This is a genomic window from Planobispora longispora, from assembly GCF_016863135.1.
Lineage (GTDB): Bacteria > Actinomycetota > Actinomycetes > Streptosporangiales > Streptosporangiaceae > Planobispora > Planobispora longispora.
In genome coordinates this window covers 46,526-65,444 of record NZ_BOOH01000014.1, presented here as the reverse complement: position 1 = coordinate 65,444, position 18,919 = coordinate 46,526, and the positions used below count along the sequence as shown (strand labels likewise).

At 70.4% G+C, this 18,919-nt stretch carries 17 protein-coding genes; 12 read left to right on the top strand and 5 right to left on the bottom strand.

From position 1 onward, the window contains the following. Positions 1–193 precede the first annotated feature (193 nt). The 4 genes from Plo01_RS07475 to Plo01_RS07460 all read left to right on the top strand — a co-directional run bounded on the left by Plo01_RS07475 (position 194) and on the right by Plo01_RS07460 (position 4,223). Positions 194–1,222, top strand: coding sequence for an acyltransferase family protein (locus Plo01_RS07475; RefSeq protein WP_203889778.1), 1,029 nt, complete (start codon positions 194–196; stop codon positions 1,220–1,222). A 205-nt stretch (positions 1,223–1,427) separates the two neighbouring features. Beyond that, entirely contained in the window at positions 1,428–1,628 is a 201-nt protein-coding gene (locus Plo01_RS07470; protein WP_203889777.1) for an NfeD C-terminal domain-containing protein, read from the top strand. A gap of 29 nt (positions 1,629–1,657) precedes the next feature. Further along, positions 1,658–3,154, top strand: a complete 1,497-nt coding sequence (locus Plo01_RS07465) for a flotillin family protein (RefSeq protein ID WP_239315997.1) — start codon at positions 1,658–1,660, stop codon at positions 3,152–3,154. A gap of 262 nt (positions 3,155–3,416) precedes the next feature. Further along, positions 3,417–4,223 carry an SDR family NAD(P)-dependent oxidoreductase gene (locus Plo01_RS07460; protein ID WP_203889776.1) on the top strand — a complete coding sequence of 269 codons (807 nt, stop codon included), beginning with the start codon at positions 3,417–3,419 and terminating at the stop codon, positions 4,221–4,223. 61 nt (positions 4,224–4,284) lie between these two features. Here Plo01_RS07460 and Plo01_RS07455 read toward each other — a convergent pair whose 3' ends face one another. Further along, positions 4,285–5,013 carry a TetR/AcrR family transcriptional regulator gene (locus Plo01_RS07455; protein ID WP_203889775.1) on the bottom strand — a complete coding sequence of 243 codons (729 nt, stop codon included), beginning with the start codon at positions 5,011–5,013 and terminating at the stop codon, positions 4,285–4,287. A 173-nt stretch (positions 5,014–5,186) separates the two neighbouring features. Between Plo01_RS07455 and Plo01_RS07450 the strand changes: the two genes are divergently transcribed. From Plo01_RS07450 to Plo01_RS07440, 3 genes are all read left to right on the top strand, one after another. Beyond that, positions 5,187–6,707, top strand: a complete 1,521-nt coding sequence (locus tag Plo01_RS07450) for an MFS transporter (RefSeq protein WP_203889774.1) — start codon at positions 5,187–5,189, stop codon at positions 6,705–6,707. Positions 6,708–6,876: 169 nt separating this feature from the next. Further along, on the top strand, positions 6,877–7,470 hold the full coding sequence (locus Plo01_RS07445) for a TetR/AcrR family transcriptional regulator (protein ID WP_203889773.1): 594 nt from the start codon (positions 6,877–6,879) through the stop codon (positions 7,468–7,470). After that, positions 7,467–8,204 carry a maleylpyruvate isomerase family mycothiol-dependent enzyme gene (locus Plo01_RS07440; RefSeq protein ID WP_203889772.1) on the top strand — a complete coding sequence of 246 codons (738 nt, stop codon included), beginning with the start codon at positions 7,467–7,469 and terminating at the stop codon, positions 8,202–8,204. Before Plo01_RS07445 ends, Plo01_RS07440 begins: the two co-directional genes overlap by 4 nt. A 114-nt stretch (positions 8,205–8,318) precedes the next feature. On the opposite strand, the gene Plo01_RS07435 is transcribed toward Plo01_RS07440, so the two are convergent. Beyond that, complete coding sequence (locus Plo01_RS07435; RefSeq protein WP_203889771.1) at positions 8,319–9,296, bottom strand: zinc-binding dehydrogenase; 978 nt, start codon at positions 9,294–9,296, stop codon at positions 8,319–8,321. Between the two features lie 223 nt (positions 9,297–9,519). On the opposite strand from Plo01_RS07435, the gene Plo01_RS07430 reads away from it, so the two are divergent. Then, the gene (locus Plo01_RS07430) at positions 9,520–9,942 is read left to right on the top strand and encodes a hypothetical protein (protein ID WP_203889770.1); all 423 of its coding nucleotides are present in this window, start codon (positions 9,520–9,522) and stop codon (positions 9,940–9,942) included. Positions 9,943–10,023: 81 nt separating this feature from the next. Here the strand turns inward: Plo01_RS07430 and Plo01_RS40890 are convergent, their stop codons facing one another. Next, positions 10,024–10,152: a carboxymuconolactone decarboxylase family protein gene (locus Plo01_RS40890; protein WP_275415370.1), complete on the bottom strand. Its 129-nt coding sequence runs from the start codon at positions 10,150–10,152 to the stop codon at positions 10,024–10,026. Between the two features lie 106 nt (positions 10,153–10,258). Here Plo01_RS40890 and Plo01_RS07425 point away from each other — a divergent pair, with 106 nt between their 5' ends. Further along, positions 10,259–11,101, top strand: a complete 843-nt coding sequence (locus Plo01_RS07425; RefSeq protein WP_203889769.1) for a leucine-rich repeat domain-containing protein — start codon at positions 10,259–10,261, stop codon at positions 11,099–11,101. Between the two features lie 242 nt (positions 11,102–11,343). Here Plo01_RS07425 and Plo01_RS07420 read toward each other — a convergent pair whose 3' ends face one another. Both Plo01_RS07420 and wecB read right to left on the bottom strand, forming a co-directional pair. Beyond that, positions 11,344–13,404, bottom strand: a complete 2,061-nt coding sequence (locus tag Plo01_RS07420) for a glycosyltransferase family protein (protein ID WP_203889768.1) — start codon at positions 13,402–13,404, stop codon at positions 11,344–11,346. An 83-nt stretch (positions 13,405–13,487) separates the two neighbouring features. Continuing rightward, positions 13,488–14,657 (bottom strand): non-hydrolyzing UDP-N-acetylglucosamine 2-epimerase, encoded by a 1,170-nt coding sequence (wecB, locus tag Plo01_RS07415; RefSeq protein ID WP_203889767.1) that lies wholly within the window; start codon positions 14,655–14,657, stop codon positions 13,488–13,490. 57 nt (positions 14,658–14,714) lie between these two features. Between wecB and Plo01_RS07410 the strand changes: the two genes are divergently transcribed. The 3 genes from Plo01_RS07410 (at position 14,715) to Plo01_RS07400 (ending at position 18,883) form a co-directional block, all read left to right on the top strand. Further along, positions 14,715–16,382 (top strand): glycosyltransferase family 4 protein, encoded by a 1,668-nt coding sequence (locus tag Plo01_RS07410; protein WP_203889766.1) that lies wholly within the window; start codon positions 14,715–14,717, stop codon positions 16,380–16,382. Positions 16,383–16,511: 129 nt separating this feature from the next. Beyond that, entirely contained in the window at positions 16,512–17,774 is a 1,263-nt protein-coding gene (locus tag Plo01_RS07405; RefSeq protein WP_203889765.1) for a nucleotide sugar dehydrogenase, read from the top strand. Between the two features lie 20 nt (positions 17,775–17,794). After that, entirely contained in the window at positions 17,795–18,883 is a 1,089-nt protein-coding gene (locus Plo01_RS07400) for a glycosyltransferase (protein ID WP_203889764.1), read from the top strand. Positions 18,884–18,919 lie beyond the last annotated feature (36 nt).

The following is an 18,919-nucleotide window of genomic DNA, read 5'->3' as shown; positions in this document are numbered from 1 at the left end:
CTAGCACTGATAACGCTGCGGCGCAGGTGACGGATTGGCATCCGCGGCGTTTCCGCTGACGGCCGGGGCGTCTGTTCATCGCTTCCCGACCTGTTCCGAACCTCGCCGGGCGGTCTCCGGGAGGAGGAGTTCTCCGGGCTTTCATCCCACGTTGGCCGGTGATTCGCGGCGGCATCGTTAGAGTCCGGGGGCTGTGAGCGTCACCGCACCCGTCCGGATGGCCTTTCCCCGGGAGTCCGTCCGCGATCCGTTCTTCGACAACGCCAAATTCCTGGCGATCACGCTGGTGGTCTCCGGGCACCTGATCGAGGACCTGCGGGACGTGCCGGTGGCACACGCGGCGTACTTCTACGTTTATGTGTTTCACATGCCGTTGTTCATCGTGCTCAGCGGCTACTTGTCGAGGAATTTCACCTTTTCCTCGGGTAAGGCGCGCAAGCTGATCAGCGCGCTCGCCGTGCCGTACGTCATCTTCGAGGTGGCCTACGCCCTGCCCCGGCTGATCATGTACGGCAAGCTCGACATCAGCCTCCTCGACCCGTACTACCTGACCTGGTTCCTGATGTCGCTGTTCCTGTGGCGGCTGTCCACACCGGTCTGGCAGCAGCTCAGGTGGCCGCTGGCGATCGCGGTGGGGCTCTCGCTGGTGTCCGGGACGAGCGCCCTGCCCGACGAGCTGTCGATGAACCGCACGTTCGGGCTGCTCCCCTTCTACGTGCTCGGCCTGATGCTCCGGCCCGACCACTTCGCCTGGCTCAGGCGGCGGGCGGTGCGCGCGGCGGGGGCGGTCACGCTGGCGGCCGGGGCCGCGGTGGCGCTGCTCGTGCACACCGAGGTGAGGACCGAGTGGATCCGCTGGCGGCACGCCAACGAGGCGATCGGGGTGGACGACCTCACCGGGAGCCTGATCCGGCTGGGCATGCTGGCCGCGGGCGCGCTGCTGGTCGCCGCGTTCCTCGCGGTCACCCCGTCCCGGCGGACCTGGTACTCCGGCCTCGGCGTGGCGACCATGTACGCCTACCTGCTCCACGGCTTCGTGGTGAAGATCGCCGAGCGGTTCTACGGCGACTGGGCGGTCACTCCCTGGGGCGTGGCGGTCGTGGCGCTCTCCGGGGTCGGGCTCGCGGCGGTGCTGTGCACGCCGCCGGTGCGCGCGGTGACCCGCTGGGCGGTGGAGCCCAGGATGAGCTGGGCCTTCACCCGGCTGCGGCGGCCCGCCTGAACCGCGTGCCCCGAGGGGGCGATTCCAGGAACGCGGGGACGGACCCACTCGTTGTCGGGGCGAAGACGAAGAAAGCGGGCCGAGACGGGGGTCGGCCGTGCCCGTGCTCTCCGCCGTACCGTTCCACGGTAGGTGGTGAAGTCGGACATGTCGGAGTAGCGTCCGCATTCGGGATTCCGTTCGGTGACGTGGCGGGGAGTTGCGTGTGATCGGTAAGCAGGGCAGGGTCACCGGCAAGATCGGCCCTGGTCTGGTCGGAGAGGTGATGATTCCGATCCGCGGGGGCGTCGAGGCGTTCTACGCGCATCCCACCGTCCCCGACGAGGAGATCACCGTCGGCTCGATCATCGTCGTCGTCGAGTACTTCCCGCCCCGGACCGTCTACGTCGCCCGCGCCCTCGTCTGACTCCCCTCTCCCGCGCCGTGGAGGTCGCGATGCCTACGGAGTACTTCATCATCGGGGGTGCGGTCCTCGCCGCAGTCCTTCTCCTCATCATGTTGTTCAAGGCCATCTGGCGGGTGGCCGAGCCCAACGAAGCGCTGATCATCTCCGGCCTCGGGGCCCGGGGGAAGAGCGAGACGGCCGACAGCCTGGGATTCAAGATCGTAACCGGCAAGGGCACGGCCGTGCTCCCCGGCTTCCAGACCGCCCGCAGGCTCCGCCTGGACAGCCGCGCCGCCAACCTCCAGGTCTCCTGCGTCACCCAGCAGGGCATCCCGGTGGTGGTGAAAGGCGTCGTGATCTACAAGGTCGGTGACGACCTGCACTCCATCGCCAACGCCGCCCGCCGCTTCCTCGACCAGCAGGACTCGATGAACGGCGCCATCCACGAGCTGTTCACCGGCCACCTGCGCTCCATCATCGGCAACCTGACCGTCGAGGACCTCATCCTCAACCGCGAGCGCCTGACCGGTGAGACCCGCGCCTCGGCCGCCGACGAGATGATCAAGCTCGGCCTGATCGTCGACTCCCTGCAGATCCAGGAGATCGACGACGAGACCGGCTACATCACCAACCTCGGCAAGCCGCACGCCGCCAAGATCGCATCCGCCGCCCGCATCGCCGAGGCCCAGCGCGACCAGGAGGCCACCGAGGCCGAGCAGGTCGCCGCGGCGAACAAGGCCGCCGCCTGGCGCGACTCCCAGATCAAGCAGGCCTCCTACCAGGCCGAGATCGACCAGGCCCAGGCCCGCGCCCGCCAGGCCGGTCCGCTCTCGGAGGCGTCGGCCCGCCAGGAGGTCGTGGTCCAGGAGACCCGCGCCGCCGAGCTGGAGGCCGCCCTCGCCGAGCAGCGTCTCCAGGCCCAGGTCCGCAAGCCCGCCGACGCCAAGGCGTACGAGACCGTCACCCTCTCCCAGGCCGAGCGCGACGCCCGCATCGCCCAGGCCGAGGCCGAGGCCCGCGAGACCGAGCTCCGCGCCACCGCCCAGGCCTCCCAGGTCAAGCAGGCCGCGGCGGCCGAGGCGGAGTCGGTGCGGCTGCGCGGTGAGGCCGCCGCCGCGGCGACCAAGGCCACCGGTCTCGGCGAGGCCGAGGCCGCCAAGGCCCGCGGTCTGGCCGCCGCCGAGGCCGCCAAGGCCCAGGGACTCGCGGAGGCCGAGGCCGCCCGGGCGAAGGGCCTGGCGGAGGCCGAGGCGATCCGCGCCCGCTCCGAGGCGCTCACCGAGAACCAGGAGGCGGTCATCGCCCAGCAGCTCGCCGAGAACTGGCCGCAGATCGTGGAGGCCGGATCCAAGGCCTTCGGCAACGTGGATCACATGGTCGTCCTCAACGGCGCCCAGGGCATCGAGGAGATGCTGGCCAAGGCCCTGACCCTCGGCGGCACCGGCCTCGGCCTCGCCCGCTCCCTCCTGAACGGCGGCTCCCCGGTCCCCGCCCCCGTCCCGAACGGCTCCACCCCCGAGGTCGCCCAGAAGGCCGCGGAGGGCTAGAACCTGCCGAACACGACGGGATGGCCGGCGTCCTCCTCGACCTCCACGGGGCGGACGTCGCCGCTCTTGACGTCGATCAGGCGGTAGCCGCCGTGGTGCATGCCGACGATACAGATCTTGTGTGTTATGCGGTAGATCACTCATTTGCGACCGAAAATTGATGTCCGAAAGCTTCCATAATGGGGCGTCTGATTCCCGCGAGTATGCGGGGAAGTGCTCGGACTACCTTCGTGATCACAACGAGAGCGAAGGGAAAATTCCTATGGATATGCAGCTTTCCGGCAAGGTGGCCGTCGTCACCGGGGCTTCCAAGGGGATCGGCCTGGCCGTGGTGCGCACGTTGCTGGCCGAGGGGGTCCGCGTGGTGGCGGCCTCCCGGAAGACCGCCGCCGGGCTGGACGCGCTGGCCGGTGCGGACCTGGTGCACGTGCCCGTCGATCTGATGGACCCCGAGTCGCCCGGCCGGGTCGTGGCCCGCGCGGCCGAGGAGTTCGGCGGGCTGGACATCCTGGTCAACAACGCCGGGGGCCCGCCGCCCGGGGTGAGCCTGCCGCGCTTCGGCTTCCTGACTCCGGACGACGCCGCCTGGCGGGAGATGTTCGAGTTCAACCTCTTCTCCGCCGTCCGCGCGATCCGGGCCGCCGTCCCGCTCATGCTCCGGCGGGGCGGCGGCGCGATCGTCAACGTCTCCTCGGTCCTCGCGCGGCAGCCCGCCCCGATGAACGTCGACTACAACGCGGCCAAGGCCGCTCTGAACACCCTCACCAAGGCGCTGTCCGAGGAGTACGGGTCCCAGGGCATCCGGGTGAACACGGTCTCCCCGGGGCCGGTGCGCACGGCGTGGTGGACCGAGGAGGGCGGCGCGGCCGACATCCTCGCCGCGGCGACGGGCGCCGACCGCGACGCCGTGATGGAGAGCGTGGCGCCGGAGATGATGAAGCTGACCACCGGGCGCCTGGTGGATCCGCAGGAGATCGCCGACGTGGTCGCCCTGCTCGTCTCGCCGCGCTCGGCCAGCACCACCGGCGCCGAGTTCGCCGTCGACGCCGGTTTCCTCAAGGCCGTCTGACCGTACGGCGGCGGCGGCCCGGCGGGCCGCGGCCGGCCACGTCCCGCCGGGCCGCCCGCGGTCACGTCCCGGCGGGGCCGAGCCGGGTCTGCAGGCCGTCGAGGAGGCGGTCGAGGCCGTAGACGAACTTCCTCTCGCGGATCTGCCGGGGGTCGTCGTTCCGCCAGGCTTCCAGCAGGGGGTGGCCCGGCGCGGCCTGCTGGGCGGCAGCCCGCAGTTCCTCGGCCATTTCCTGCTCGGTGCGGCCGCTGCGGGCGAGCATCGACAGGTAGGCCGCCTCGTTGACGGTCATCCCGACGACGTAGGCGATGAGGGCGCTGATGGCCTGATCGGCCTCGTCGGGGGCGAAGCCCGCCGCCTGGAAGAGGGCGAGCATGCGCTCGGACTGCCGCGTCAGGTTCGGCCCGAGCTCGATGAGGCCGACCTGGCCGAGCACGGAGGCCACCCAGGGGTGGCGCAGGATCATCGAGCGCAGGCTGTGGGCGCACTCGGCGACGGCGGCCCGCCAGGCGTCCGGGCCGCCGTCGGCGTCGGGCACCCGCACCTCGCCGTAGACCTCGTCCACGACCAGCTCGATGAGCTCGTCCTTGTTGGCCACGTGCCGGTAGAGCGAGGTGGCGCCGGCTCCCAGCCGGGCGCCGAGGCCGCGCATGCTGAGGGCGTCCATGCCCTCCTCGTCCAGGAGGCGGACGGCCTCGGAGACGATCCGGTCCTGGCTCAGCGCCGGCTGGTCGCGCCGTTGCCGCCGGCGGGCCCAGACCGAGGGGATGGGCGGTTTCTCGGCTGACATGGGATCTCCTCTCGCGGCCACGGTAGCGCACGGTGTGCGCAATTGCGTACAGGCAGCCTCACAGGAAGGGGCGACGGGTGGAGTACGTCGTACGCCATTGCGCACACTGTTCCCTATGCGTACAGTGTTCGCATCAAGAGCACGACGTACGCACCGTCCGCTGAGAGGTCCCGATGGAGACGACACAAGTCCGCAACCCGCGCCGCTGGCTGATCCTGGTGGTGCTGTGCCTGAGCACGCTGGTGCTGGTCATCGACAACATGGTGCTCACCGTGGCGATCCCGCCGCTGGCCGCCGACCTCGGGGCCGGCGCCCAGGACATCCAGTGGATCCTGGACTCCTACATCCTGGTCTTCGCCGGTCTGCTGCTCACCTCGGGAAGCCTGTCGGACCGGTTCGGCCGCCGGAGAATCATGGTCATCGGGTTGGTGCTGTTCGGGGTGGCCTCCCTGGCCGCGGCCTTCGCCGCCGACGCGGCCCAGCTGATCGCCGCCCGTACCGCCATGGGGGTCGGCGGAGCGCTGATCATGCCCAGCACCCTGTCCATCCTCATCACCGTCTTCGACGAGGAGGAGCGGCGCAAGGCCATGGGCGCCTGGAGCGCGGTCGCCATGCTCGGCCTGATCGGCGGTCCGATCCTGGGCGGTGCGCTGATCACCTGGTTCTGGTGGGGCGCGGTCTTCCTGATCAACGTTCCCGTGGCGGTGCTGGCGATCATCGCGGCGCTGGCGCTGATGCCCGAGTCCAAGGGGCCGTGGAGCAAGCCCGACCCGCTGGGCGTGGTCCTGTCCGTGGTCGGCATGACCGCCCTGGTCTGGACGATCATCGAGCTGCCGCACGGGCTCTCCCGGCCCGGCCTGGCCGTGACCGTCGTCGCCCTGGCCGCCTTCGTGGTCTGGGAGCTGCGCACGCCGTACCCGATGGTCCCGCTCCGCCTGTTCCGCGATCGCACCTTCAGCGGCGCCAGCCTCTCCCTCACCCTGGTCCAGGTCGGCAACGGCGGCCTGCTGCTGGTCCTCACCCAGTACCTGCAGTACGTGCTCGGCTACACCCCCACCCAGGCGGGCCTGGCGTTCATCCCCATGTTCGTGTCCTCGCTGGTCTTCAACGGGCTCGGCGCCACCCTCGGCGCCAAGATCGGAAACCGGGCCATGGTCGTCACCGGGCTGGCCGTGATGGCCGCCGGGTTCGGCCTGCTGACCACCCTCTCGCAGGACACCGGCTTCACGACGGCGGCCGTCGCGCTGGCCGTCCTGGGCGCCGGCGGCGGGCTGGCGATGCCCGCGGCCATCGCGGCCCTGATGGGCACCATCCCGGCCGAGCACGCCGGTGTCGGCTCCGCGCTGAACGACACCATCCAGCAGGCGGGCGCCGCGCTCGGGGTCGCCGTCCTGGGCAGCATCCTGTCCGGCGCCTACGCCGGCGCCATCCCCGCCGGCGCGCCCGAGGCGGCCAGGTCGTCGATCGGCGACGCGCTCGCCCTCGGTGACGGCGGGATCGCCCGGGCCGCCCGCGAGGCCTTCACCGCGGCCATGTCCTCCGCCTTCACGATCTGCGCGAGCGGGGTGCTGGCGGCGACCCTCCTCGCCTTCCTGGTGATGCGCGGCGGCAAGCCCGGAGCGGCGCAGTCCGGTACGGCGCAGCCCGGTACGGCCACCGAGCAGGGGCAGCCCTCCACGGCCGCGACCTCCTGAACCCGGGCCGTGACCCGATCCGGGTCCGCGACCTCCTGACCCGAGAGCCGAGCCCTCCGGATCGTGCCCGGCGCACGACCCGGAGGGCTCGGGCGTGTCCGGGGATGGGCGGAATCCCTTGACGGCTGCCTAACGCCGTACGAGACTCCTAATTGTGTTAGGAGAAACGATGAGAGATAGGAAAGCCGAACGTCATCAGAGCACCAAGGCCGAGATCCTCGGGGTGGCGTGGGAGATCGCGCGCGCCGAAGGCCTGGCGGGGCTGACCCTGCGTGACGTGGCACACCGGGTGGGGATGCGCCCTCCGTCGCTGTACTCGTACTTCGCCTCCAAGGACGCCGTCTACGACGCGATGTTCGCGCAGGGCAGCCGGGAGTTCCTGGAGTGGCAGGCGAAGGTCGAGCTGACCGGCGACACGCTGACCGATCTGAAGCTCATCGCCCGCTACTTCGTCGACTTCTGCACCGAGAACCCCACCCGCTACCAGCTGCTGTTCCAGCGGACCGTTCCGGGGTTCGAACCGTCCGCCGAATCCTTCGCCGTCTCCGTGGAAGGACTGGAGGAGCTCCGGCGGACGCTGGCCGGGATCGGAATCACCGGCCCGGAGGCGCTGGACCTGCTGACCGCCCTGGTCACCGGCCTGACCGACCAGCAGATCTCCAACGATCCGGGAGGCGATCGCTGGATCCGGCTGATCGACCAGGCCATGGAGATGTACTTCGCCCACGTCTCGAAACGCATGAAAGCAGGTGATGAACCATGACCATCACACAGGCTCCTCGGATCGAGCACCGGCATGCGGCGGTCATGACCGCCGCCGAGAACGACCGCTTCGTCGAGCTCGCCCGCTCGCTGAGTCCCGGCGACTGGTCCGAACCGACCGACTGCCCCGCCTGGGACGTCCGCGCGATGGCCGGCCACGTGCTCGGGATGATGGAGTTCACGTGTTCGGTGCGGGAGTTCGTCCACGTCCTGCGCGCCGGCGGCAAGGCGGCGGGCGACCGGCCCGCCATCGACGGCATGACCGAGGTGCAGGTCGCCGAGCGCGCCCACCTGACCTGCGGCGAGCTCCTCGACCGGCTGGCCGGCGCGGCCCCGCGCGCCTCGCGCGCCCGCCGGAGGCTGCCCGCGCCGCTGCGGCGGATCCCGACGCCGCAGGAGTTCGACGGCGCCAAGGAGAGCTGGCGGCTGGGCTACCTGTTCGACGTGATCCTCACCCGCGACACCTGGATGCACCGCGTCGACATCTCCCGCGCGACCGGGCGCGAGATGGTCCTCACGCCGGAGCACGACGGCCGCATCGTGGCCGACGTGGTCGAGGAGTGGGCGCGCCGCCACGGCCGGCCGTACGTCCTGACCCTGCACGGCCCGGCGGGAGGTGACTTCCGCGGCGGCGACGGCGGCGAGGAGATCTCCCTCGACGCCGTCGAGTTCTGCCGGATCCTGTCCGGCCGCGGCACCGGCGCCGGACTGCTCGGCCAGCCGGTTCCCTTCTGACGAGCCCGAGCCCGAGTCCGAGCCTGCGTCCGAGCCCGAGCCTGCGTCCGAGCCCGATCCCGAGCCCGCACCAGGCTCCGTGTCCACGGGCTGAGCCGCCTCACATGAGGCGTCTCACGCGTCGCGGGAGCCGACCAGCAGCAGCGACTTGCCCACCGTGGCGCGTTCGGCCAGCGCGCGGTGGGCGTCGGCGGCCCGCTCCAGCGGGTAGGCGGCGCCGATCGCGGGCCGGAGCCGTCCCTGTGCGGCCCGTTCCAGCGCCAGGTTCATCAGCCCGTCCACGGTCTGCCGGTCCGGAGGGCCGTCCATCAGCGGGGTGAACACCCGGATACCGCGGCGCGCGACCAGTTCCGGGTCGGGGGCGGCGAAACCCTCGGCGGTGCCGTAGGTGACGAACCTGCCGCCGTCGGCCACCGCGTCCACGGCGGCCGTGCCGAGCGGGCCGCCCGCGCCGTCGTAGACCAGCGCGGCGCCGCCGCCGGTCGCTTCCCGCACCCGCTCGATCCAGTCCGGCCGCGTGTAGTCGACGGTCGCCTCCGCGCCCAGGTCGCGGGCGAGCGCCAGCTTGGCGTCACTGGAGGCGGCGGCCACCACCCGGGCACCGGCGTCGACGGCCAGCTGCACCAGCAGCGACCCGGCGCCGCCGGCCGCCGCCGACACCAGCACCCATTCCCCCTTCTCCGGCGCGCCCAGCCGGTCCAGGCTGAGCGCGGTCACGCCGTCGTGCACCAGCGCCGCCGCCGTCTCGTCGGCCAGCCCGCCGGGGATCGGCGTGATCTCTCCGGCGTCGGCGACGACCCGTTCGGCGTAGCCGGTGCCGGTCCGTACGACCACGCGCCGGCCGACCCACGCCGGGTCCACCCCCGCACCGGTCTCCAGCACCTCACCCGCTCCGCCGCCGCCCGGTATGTACGGCAGCTCCCGCGGGAAGAAGTCCTGGCCCCAGCCTCCGCGCAGCAGGGTGTCGAGGAAGATGACGTCCGCCACGGTCATGCCGACGACGACCTGGCCGGGGCCGGGTGCGGGGTCGGGCAGTTCCACGGGGGACAGGACATCGGGGCCGCCGAACGAGGCCACCTGGATCGCACGCATGGGGAGCGCCTTTCGCGAGACAACGTCCCGATCAGTGTTCAACCTCAAGCAATATCGAGGTCAAGGCGCGCGACGACGTTTTCCCGGTATGACGGGTCCGCCCGCGGAGTGGCGCTGATCACGCTGGATGTGTGGATTTCTGCACAGTTGATCGTCGGGCTTCTCCCTAACGTTCAGGGTGCCGCCGGGGGGACCGGCGGCACCGACCAACGGAGGAATCCCGATGCGCAAGACCCTCACGACCGCCGCCCTGGCCGGCGCGATGGCCCTGACCGCCCTCACCCTCGGCCCGGCCGCCGCCCAGGCGGCTGCGCAGCCGGCCGCGCAGCCCGCCGCCTCCGCCGCGACCACGGTCGTGAAGTGGGGCAAGTTCTTCTCCGGCGACCGCAAGGCCTACACCTTCGGCAAGACCTGGAAGGCGCACGGCAAGGTCTACACGAAGTGGTACGGCGTGGACCGGGTCGGCGGCAAGAAGGGCTGGGTGTGGTTCGAGGTCTACCGGAACGGCGGCTGGCACAAGTTCAACAAGTCCTGGGACGGCAAGACCGTCGGCACCTGGAGCGGTCACGGGATCGAGAAGGTGTACACCTACACCTGCTGGGCCGGGAAGTTCGAGAACTGCGGCAAGAAGTACCGCATCTACTAGGCCCGTGCGGACTCCGGATCCCCGGGCGGGTCGAAGGCTCCGGATCCGTGGGACGGATCCCCGCGGATGCAGGCCGGCTCATCAGGTCTTGCCGGCCTGCTCCCGGATCGCACGGTTGATCCGGTTGAAGAAGTTGGTCAGCGCGATCTCCAGATCGATCGCGGACAACTGCTTCTCGTCGAAGTGGGCGTGGGTCTCCCACTGATCCACAAGCCGCCCACCAGTAGCGACTCCTAATCTCTCCTGCGCGCCTCACGCCTGAAACGAGGCGGCGGGAGCGAATCAAGGTACATGCGCGACTTCGGGAGGAGCGGCTTTGAAGAGGCTCGGATACGACGAGAAGGTCGTCAGAGACGAGATCGAGAGGTGCCTGAGCACCGGGTCGACCGTGCTCGACCTCTCCTGGCAGCACATCGACGTGTTGCCCGAGTCGGTGGACGACGACCTCACCCATGTCACCGAGCTGAACCTGAACAACAACCGGCTGACGGTCCTACCCGAGTGGATAGGCGACCTCACCGGCCTCATAGAACTGGACCTGAGCCTCAACCGGCTGACGGCTCTGCCCGAATCACTGGGCAGCCTCACCGAACTGAACGTGCTGGCAGCGTCCAACAACCAGTTGACCGCTCTACCGGAGTCGATGGGAAACCTCGTCGAACTCGATTGGCTCAGCCTCGTCTCCAACCAGTTCACTACCTTCCCGGAGTCGCTGAGCCGCCTTACCTGCCTCACCGACCTGGATCTGAGCAGGAACAAACTGGAGGTTCTACCGGAGTCGCTCGGCAACCTCACCGGCCTCACCTACCCGGATCTGAGCGACAACCGGCTGACGGCTCTGCCGGAGTCGCTCGGCAACCTCACCGGCCTCACCAGGTTGTACGTGGGCGACAACCGGCTGACGGCTCTCCCTGAATCACTGGGCAACCTCATCAAGCTCACCGAGTTGCGCGCGTTCGACAACCAGCTCACCACCCTGCCGAGATCGGTCGGCGGCCTTACCAGCCTCGTCAGCCTCGCCCTGTCCGACAACAAGGTGGCCGCCCTGCCCGAAACGCTGGGTGAGCTCGTCAATCTCGCCTACCTCAACCTGTGCCACAACGAGATCACCGCCCTGCCCGCATCGCTGAGAAGCCTGGCCGACATCACGCGTTTCTGATTCGTGCCGGCAGGCGAGCCCACCACGGGGTTACGGGTCCCACAGTCGTCGTCTTCGATGGAAGGGAAAGCTCAGGGGCCCGTACAAGGCGACCGCCGTACCGGATCGGTCCAGGACGGAAGACTCCGCCGAAGCGGCCGGGCAACCATCCCGCCCGTCCCGGAACCCGGGTCGCGCACCGTACAGCGGCGCCGGGTCACGCCGTAACCGCGGACACGCGCCGCGCCGGCACGACGGCGGGGTCAGATCATGACGTGGGCCTCGGGGTGGCCGACGAAGGAGAACTGGGCGCCGCGGGTGAGCTTGTGGTCGTCGGGCTGCCAGGTGTGCATCGAGGGGTCGCCGCTGCGCCAGTAGACGAAGTTGAACCGGTCGGCGGAGTAGATCTTGACCCGGTCCTCCCGCAGCCGCTTGACCAGGCGGGTGTCCTCGCCGCGGGTGACGTCCTCGAAGCCGTAGTGGCGGAACATGTCAGCCTTGCCGAGGAACGTGCCGCCCTGGACCAGCCAGGCGTAGCGGTGCTCCAGGCCGGGCATGCGCAGCATCGTGGTGTTGCGGCTCTCGAAGTAGGCGTAGTGCGCGCCCTTGCCGACCAGTTCGGCCTCGGAGTAGTCGTACGCGCGGACGAGGTCGGACAGGTAGTGCTCGCCGTAGAGGTTGTCGTCGTCCATCTTGGCGATCAGCTCGCCCTCGGCCGCCGCGATCCCCATGTTCATGCACGCGCCCAGCGTCATCGACGGGTCGGCCGCGAGCACCACCACGTCGGAGATACCGGCCATGCGGGCCTTGTCGGCGACGACGACCGGGTCGATGTCCAGGCCGTGCAGGACCATCACCAGCTGCAGCGGCCGGTGGACCTGCCGGGCGACCGAGGAGATGGCGTGCTCGATCTGGGAGGCGCGGTTGGTCGGCAGCACCACGGAGATCGACCGGGTCCGCGGCGTGACGGGCTTGCCGAGGAGCCGGAGGATCTGGTCCACGCGGTGGGAGAACAGGTGCTTGTCGAAGACCTCGCGCATGGCGAGGTGGCCCTGGCGGGCGCGGAGCTCGGGGCTGTTGATCAGGTGGAGGACCTGGTTGTAGGACTCCAGCTCGTCGTGGGCGATCGGGATCAGGTCGCCGAAGGTCTCCTCGATGGCGCGGGACCAGCCGGAGACCACCGAGGTCGAGCAGGCCGACAGCTCGAAGACGCGGCGGGCGCACATGGTCGGCGAGTCGAGCACCGAGTTCACGTTGAGGAAGACCTTGTACATCTTGTACGCGGCCAGCATCCGGTCGTACGGCAGCTCGCCCACGATGTGCGGGACGTACTTCTCCGGCCAGGCGTACTTCTCGTCGACCGTGCCGTTGCGGGCGAAGATGTGCAGGCCGAGCTCGCGGATGGGGTTGAGGACGGTCTCCATCTGCTCGCGGCGCTCGGGGTGCTTGTCCCGGAAGTACATGCCCGCGAAGACGACGTCGTGCAGGCGGCCCTGCTTGTCCTGGATCGGGTTGTGCACCCGGGGCTGGGCCGCGAACTGGAGGACGTCGATCCGGTCGTGTCCCAGGATTTCGCGATATTTCGGCACCATGTCGCCGTCGCACGTGAACACGTAGTCGAACAGCTTGGCCGTGTCGATGAAGAAGTCGAAGTTCGGCGGGTCCTCCTTGTTCCAGAAGACCGTCGGGACGCCCTCCTCGCGGCACCATTCGATCAGCGCGCGCAGCTCGGGCTTGGGCGCGTTGGTCCCGGTCATCTGGTAGCGCCAGCGGCCCTGGTTGCCGTGCCAGGCCGACTCCACGAAGAGCATCTCCGGCCGGCGCTCGGCGAAGATCTCCGGCCAGTCGCGCAGCCCGAACTCGATCTGGTCCCACTCGTACTTGAACGCCATCCGGGAGAAGTCGTCCAGGATGACCGCGACCTTCATGTCGGGCCGCACGATCGGCCCGTCCGGCCACTTCACCTGGGGCACGTCCGCCGACGGGCCGCGGTTGTCGAGCTCGGCGACGACCTCCGCCACCGGCCGCGGCGCCTGGGGCCCCTTGCGGGGCCGCATCGCGGCCTTCAGCTTCCCGGGCAGCCGGACCAGCCCCGGCGCCCCCCTCGACCCGGTCAGGGCCTCGGCCACCCGGTAGGGCCGCTGGACCTTGGTGGACTCCAGCTTCCACTGGGCGTAGTCCGCGCGGGCCTCGGCGATGGCCAGGCGCCGCTCCAGATCCCGGACGCGCTCCTCGTAGCGCTCGATGACCTTGCGCTCCTCGGGCAGCCAGTTGACCGGTCCGAGGCGCTGGAACGCCGGCTCTTCAGGGGTCTCTTCACTCACGGGGGCAGTCATGCGAATCGCCTTTGTCCGGGGTCGTGCCAGAGTACGGCTTCCCACCTGGGAGCCGTGCCGAAATAGCGGTTTTATCGGTTTTGGGGAGGTACGGCCTGCGACGCCGGAGAGAGGTTCTCCCCCTTGAGCCAGGCCGCGATCACCCGGGCGATCCGGGGGCCGGCCTTGCCGTCCCAGAGCGGGGGCAGCTCGCCCGAGGGCGTCGCCGCGCTGTCGGCCAGGGCCTTGTCGGCGGCGGCCGGGAGCAGGGCCGGGGTGACCAGGCGGTTGGTGCCGTGGGTGACGGTGATCGGCCGCTCGGTGTTGGGCCGGACCGTCAGGCAGGGCACGCCCAGCATCGTCGTCTCCTCCTGCACGCCGCCGGAGTCGGTGACGACCAGGGACGCGCCGCGGACCAGGGAGAGGAAGTCCACGTAGCCCAGCGGATCGACGATCAGCAGGTTCCCCCCGGTCACCAGGCCGGCCGCGGCCAGGCGCTCGCGCCCGCGCGGGTGGATCGGGACCACGATCGGCAGGCGCTCGCTCACCTGCAGGACGGCGTCGACCAGTTCCTTGGCCGAGGCCGGGTCGTCGACGTTGGCGGGGCGGTGCAGGGTGGCCACGCCGTACCGCTCGGGCAGGCTCAGGCGCTCCCGCACCGGCGCCGGGTCGAGGCGGTCGAGCGCGGAGAACAGGCTGTCGATCATCGGGTTGCCGACGAGGTGGACGCGCGCCGGGTCCACGCCCTCGTTCGCCAGGTAGGACAGGGCGTCCGGCGAGGTGGCGAACAGGATGTCCGACAGGGCGTCGGTGACGATCCGGTTGACCTCCTCGGGCATGCCCCGGTCGAAGGAGCGCAGGCCCGCCTCGACGTGCGCGGTCGGGATGTGGAGCTTGGCGCAGACCAGGATCGCGGCCAGCGTCGAGTTCACGTCGCCGTAGACGACGACCAGCGCCGGGTCGTGCTCCAGCACGACCTCCTCCAGGCCGGTGAGCAGGGCCGCCGTCTGACGGGCGTGCGAGCCGGACCCGACGCCCAGGTTCGCGACCGGCTCGGGGAGACCGAGGTCGGCGAAGAACACATCCGACATCAGCGCGTCGTAGTGCTGGCCGGTGTGGATGATGCCCTGCCGCACGCCCAGTTCGGCGAGGGCGCGCACGACGGGGGCCGCCTTCACGAAGTTGGGACGGGCGCCCAGCACGTGCAGGACGAGGGGGTTCTCGGGGGCCGGATTCGCCTGCGAAGGGGCGGAGTCCCTCATTGACCTCGCCTTTCATAAGGGAGTGGGGCAAACGTTGCCTATGGTACGGTCACGACCGTGGTACCTGACGCCAGTCGGCCGGAGTCCCCCAAGGTTTCCGCGAAGTCGGCGCGTGCCGGTTTCCGCGGCCTCCTCAAGGGGTTCGCCCAGCATCCGATCATCGTTTCCCGAGTCGTCGCGACCAAGGTCAAGACCGACCCCATGCGCGTCGCGCACGCGGCCGCGGAGGCCCTTCCGCCGCGCATGCGCCCCGTCGTGGGCAAGGTCGCCTGGCCCGTCGCGCGCCGCGCCAAGATCGTCGTGCGCAAGCTCGGCATGCGGATGGTCCGGGGACCGTGGAACGAGGCGAAGGAGCACTTCGACGCCGGCCGGATGACCGAGGCCGCCGAGGTGCTCAAGGCGCACGGCAAGTACCCCTTCATCAAGCGCCGGGCCGCCTACTACGCCGGCGAGCTGGCCGCCATCCAGCCCAACCCGATCCCGCCCAAGGCCAAGGTGATCGTGGGCGAGCGGGTCGAGGGGCGGGTGATGCACCTGGTCACCAACGCTCTGCCGTACACGCAGGCCGGCTACACCGTGCGCACGCACCGGATCGTCACCGCGCAGCAGGCCGCGGGCCTGGACCCGCACGTCGTCACCAGCTGGGGCTGGCCGATGATGCAGGGCCACGCCGACGCCACGCCGTACGAGGAGCTCGACGGGATCCCCTACCACCGGCTGCTCCCCAGCGGCGATGTGCCGTTCGAGAGCCAGGGCCGGATGATCCGCGGCGCCGGCGAGGTGACCGAGCTGGTCAGGACGCTCCGGCCGCAGATCCTCCACGCCGCCACCGACCACCGCAACGGCTCGGTGGCGCTGGCCGTGCGGGAGCGGACCGGCACGCCCATGGTCTACGAGGTCCGGGGCTTCCTGGAGGAGACCTGGGCCTCCCGCGACCCCAAGCGGATCGGCAGCCAGCGGCACGTCCTCCAGCGCGACCGCGAGGCGTTCATCATGCGCTCCGCCGACGCCGTGGTCACCCTCGCCGAGACGATGGCCGCCGAGATCGTCGAACGGGGCGTGCCGCGGGAGAAGATCCACCTCGCGCCCAACGCGGTGGACGACGCGCTGCTGACCGCCTCCTACGACGGCGCGGCCTTCCGTGCGGCGTACGGCATCGCGGACGACGAGATCGTCATGGGCTCGGTGTCCAGCATCGTGGCCTACGAGGGCTTCGCGACGATGATCAGCGCCGCCGCGCTCCTGCGCGACCAGGGCGCCCCGGTCAAGGTGCTGCTCGTGGGCGACGGCGCGGAGCGTCCGGCGCTGCTGGAGCAGGTCGAGGCGCTGGGCCTGACGGACATCGCGATCCTGCCCGGCAGGGTCGGCCCGGACGAGGCGCTCCAGGCGCAGTCGGCGATCGACATCTTCGTCTGCCCCCGCGAGGACCTGCGGGTTTGTCGACTTGTTACGCCATTGAAACCCGTCGAGGCGATGGCTCTCGGCAAGCCCGTCGTGCTCAGCGATCTGCCCGCCCTGTCGGAGCTCGTGGGCTCGGACGGCGCGGGGCTGCTGGTCCCGCCGGGAGACCCCGAGGCGCTCGCCAAGGCGATCGCCGGGCTCCGGGACGACCCGGAGCGGCGGGCCCTGATGGGCGAGGCGGGACGCGCGGAGGTGGCCGCCAAGCGCACATGGAGCCGGATCGCGGAGACCTATCGTGACCTCTATAGATCCATTCTCGCCTGACGGCCAGGCGACATTCATGGACAACCCTCATGTTTGCCATGCGTTTAGTTGCATCAGGCGTGGCTTGTGCCGAGTTGAGATAACCTTTGCGACCATGAAGTGTTGTTTCCGTGTCCCCAGGGTCTCCCAGTGACCGGCTACGACCTGGCCGTGATCGGTCTGGGATACGTCGGAATGCCGCTGGCCAAGGAGGCCGTCGCGGCAGGGCTGCGTGTCGTCGGATTCGAGGTCGACCCCCGCAAGGTGGACGCCCTCAACGCCGGCCGCTCCTACATCGACGATCTGACCGACGCCGACCTCGAGCACATGCTGGCCGGGGGCTTCCGGGCGACGCTGGACGAGAGCGTGCTGGCGCAGAGCCGCACCATCGTCATCTGCGTCCCCACCCCGCTGGACGAGGACCACCGTCCCGACCTGTCCGCCGTGGAGGGCGCCACCGCCACCGTCGCGCGCAACCTCAGCGCGGGCGCCCTGGTGGTCCTGGAGTCCACCACCTGGCCCGGCACCACCGACGAGGTCGCCCGTCCCCTGCTGGAGTCCTCCGGGCTCACCGCGGGCAAGGACTTCCACCTCGCCTTCTCGCCCGAGCGCATCGACCCGGGCAACCCCAAGTTCGGCCTGCGCAACACGCCCAAGGTCGTCGGCGGCTACACCGGCGCCTGCCGCGACGTGGCCACCGCGTTCTACGCGCAGTTCATCGAGCAGGTCGTGCCCGTCAGCGGCACCCGCGAGGCCGAGATGGCCAAGCTGCTGGAGAACACCTACCGGCACGTCAACATCGCCCTCGTCAACGAGATGGCGATCTTCTGCGACGAGCTCGGCATCAACCTCTGGGAGTCCATCGAGGCGGCGGCCACCAAGCCGTTCGGCTTCCAGAAGTTCCTGCCCGGGCCGGGCGTGGGCGGCCACTGCATCCCGGTCGACCCGTCCTACCTGTCCTACACCGTGCGCAAGCTGGGCTACCCGTTCCGGTTCGTGGAGCTGGCCCAGGAGATCAACGAGCGGATGCCGTCCTACGTGGTGGCCCGCGCGCAGCGGTTGCTCAACCGGCACAAGAAGGCCGTGAACGGCGCCAAGGTGCTGATGCTCGGCGTCACCTACAAGCCCGACATCGCCGACGAGCGCGAGACCCCGGCCCTGCCGGTCGCGCGGGCGCTGCTGGAGCTCGGCGCCGATCTGGCCTTCGTCGACCCCTACGTCAAGGAGTGGGCGGTGGACGGCACCCCGGTGCCGCGCGAGGAGAACCTCTCCACGGCGGTCGCCGAGGCGGACATCACGTTGCTGCTCCAGCAGCACGCCGCCTTCGACCTGACGGTCATCGAAGACCACGGCAAGCTCGTGCTCGACACCCGAGGCGTGCTCGCCGAGGGTGAACGCGTCGAGCGGCTCTAGCGACGAAGGGGCTGCGCGCAGTGCACGTGCTCGTCATGACGGTGGTGCATCACCCCGAGGACGCCCGGATCCTGCACCGGCAGATCCGGGCGCTGGTGGATGCCGGTCATGAGGTCACGTATGCCGCGCCGTACACCGCGCGCGGCGTCATGGCGCGACCCTGGGTGAACGGCATCGACCTGCCCCGCGCGGCGGAGCGCAGGCGGCTGGCGGCCGTGCGCGCCGCGCGCAAGGTGTTCAGGCGCATGCGCGACCAGGTCGACCTGGTCGTGATCCACGACCCCGAGCTGCTGCTCGCCGTGGCGGGCGTGCGCAAGCGCCCCCCGGTGGTCTGGGACGTGCACGAGGACACCCCGGCGACGTTGTCGCTCAAGCCCTGGCTGCCCGCGTTCCTGCGTCCGCCGGTGCGGTTCATGGCCCGCCTCCTGGAGGGCACGGCCGAGCGTCACCTGCACCTGCTGCTGGCCGAGAGCGCCTACGCCGGGAGGTTCCGCCAGGCGCACCTGGTGGTGCCGAACGAGACGTGGGTGCCCGACGACGTGGTCGCGCCGGGCGACGACCGCATCGTCTACCTCGGCTGGCTGTCGGAGGCGCGGGGCGTGCGCGAGGCCATCGAGGTGGCCCGCCTGCTCCAGCCGTACCGGGTGGCGGTCGAGCTGATCGGCTACGCCGACCCGCAGTCGCGGCCCGCGCTGAACGAGGCGGTCACCGAGGGCCTGCTGGAGTGGCGCGACTTCATGCCCAACGACGAGGCGCTCAAGCGGCTCGACGGCGCGCTGGCCGGGTTGTCGCTCCTGCACGACGAGCCCAACTACCGGCACTCCATGCCCACGAAGATCGTGGAGTACATGGCCCACGGCATTCCCGTGATCACGACTCCCTCGCCGCGCGCGGTGGAGCTGGTCGAGCGCTACAGCAGCGGGATGGTCGTGCCCTGGCGGGACCCCAAGGCGGTGGCCCAGGCCGTGCTCACTCTCAGAGACGACGTCGAGGAGCGGCATGCCCAGGGCGCTCGAGGGTATGCGGCGGCCCGTGCCAACCACCACTGGCCGAACTCGGCCCGCCGTTTCGTCGCCCAGCTGGAGGCATGGGCGGGGGTCAAGGACTGACGCCGTGCGCGGCTCGCACGCCTGGCACGGTCCCGG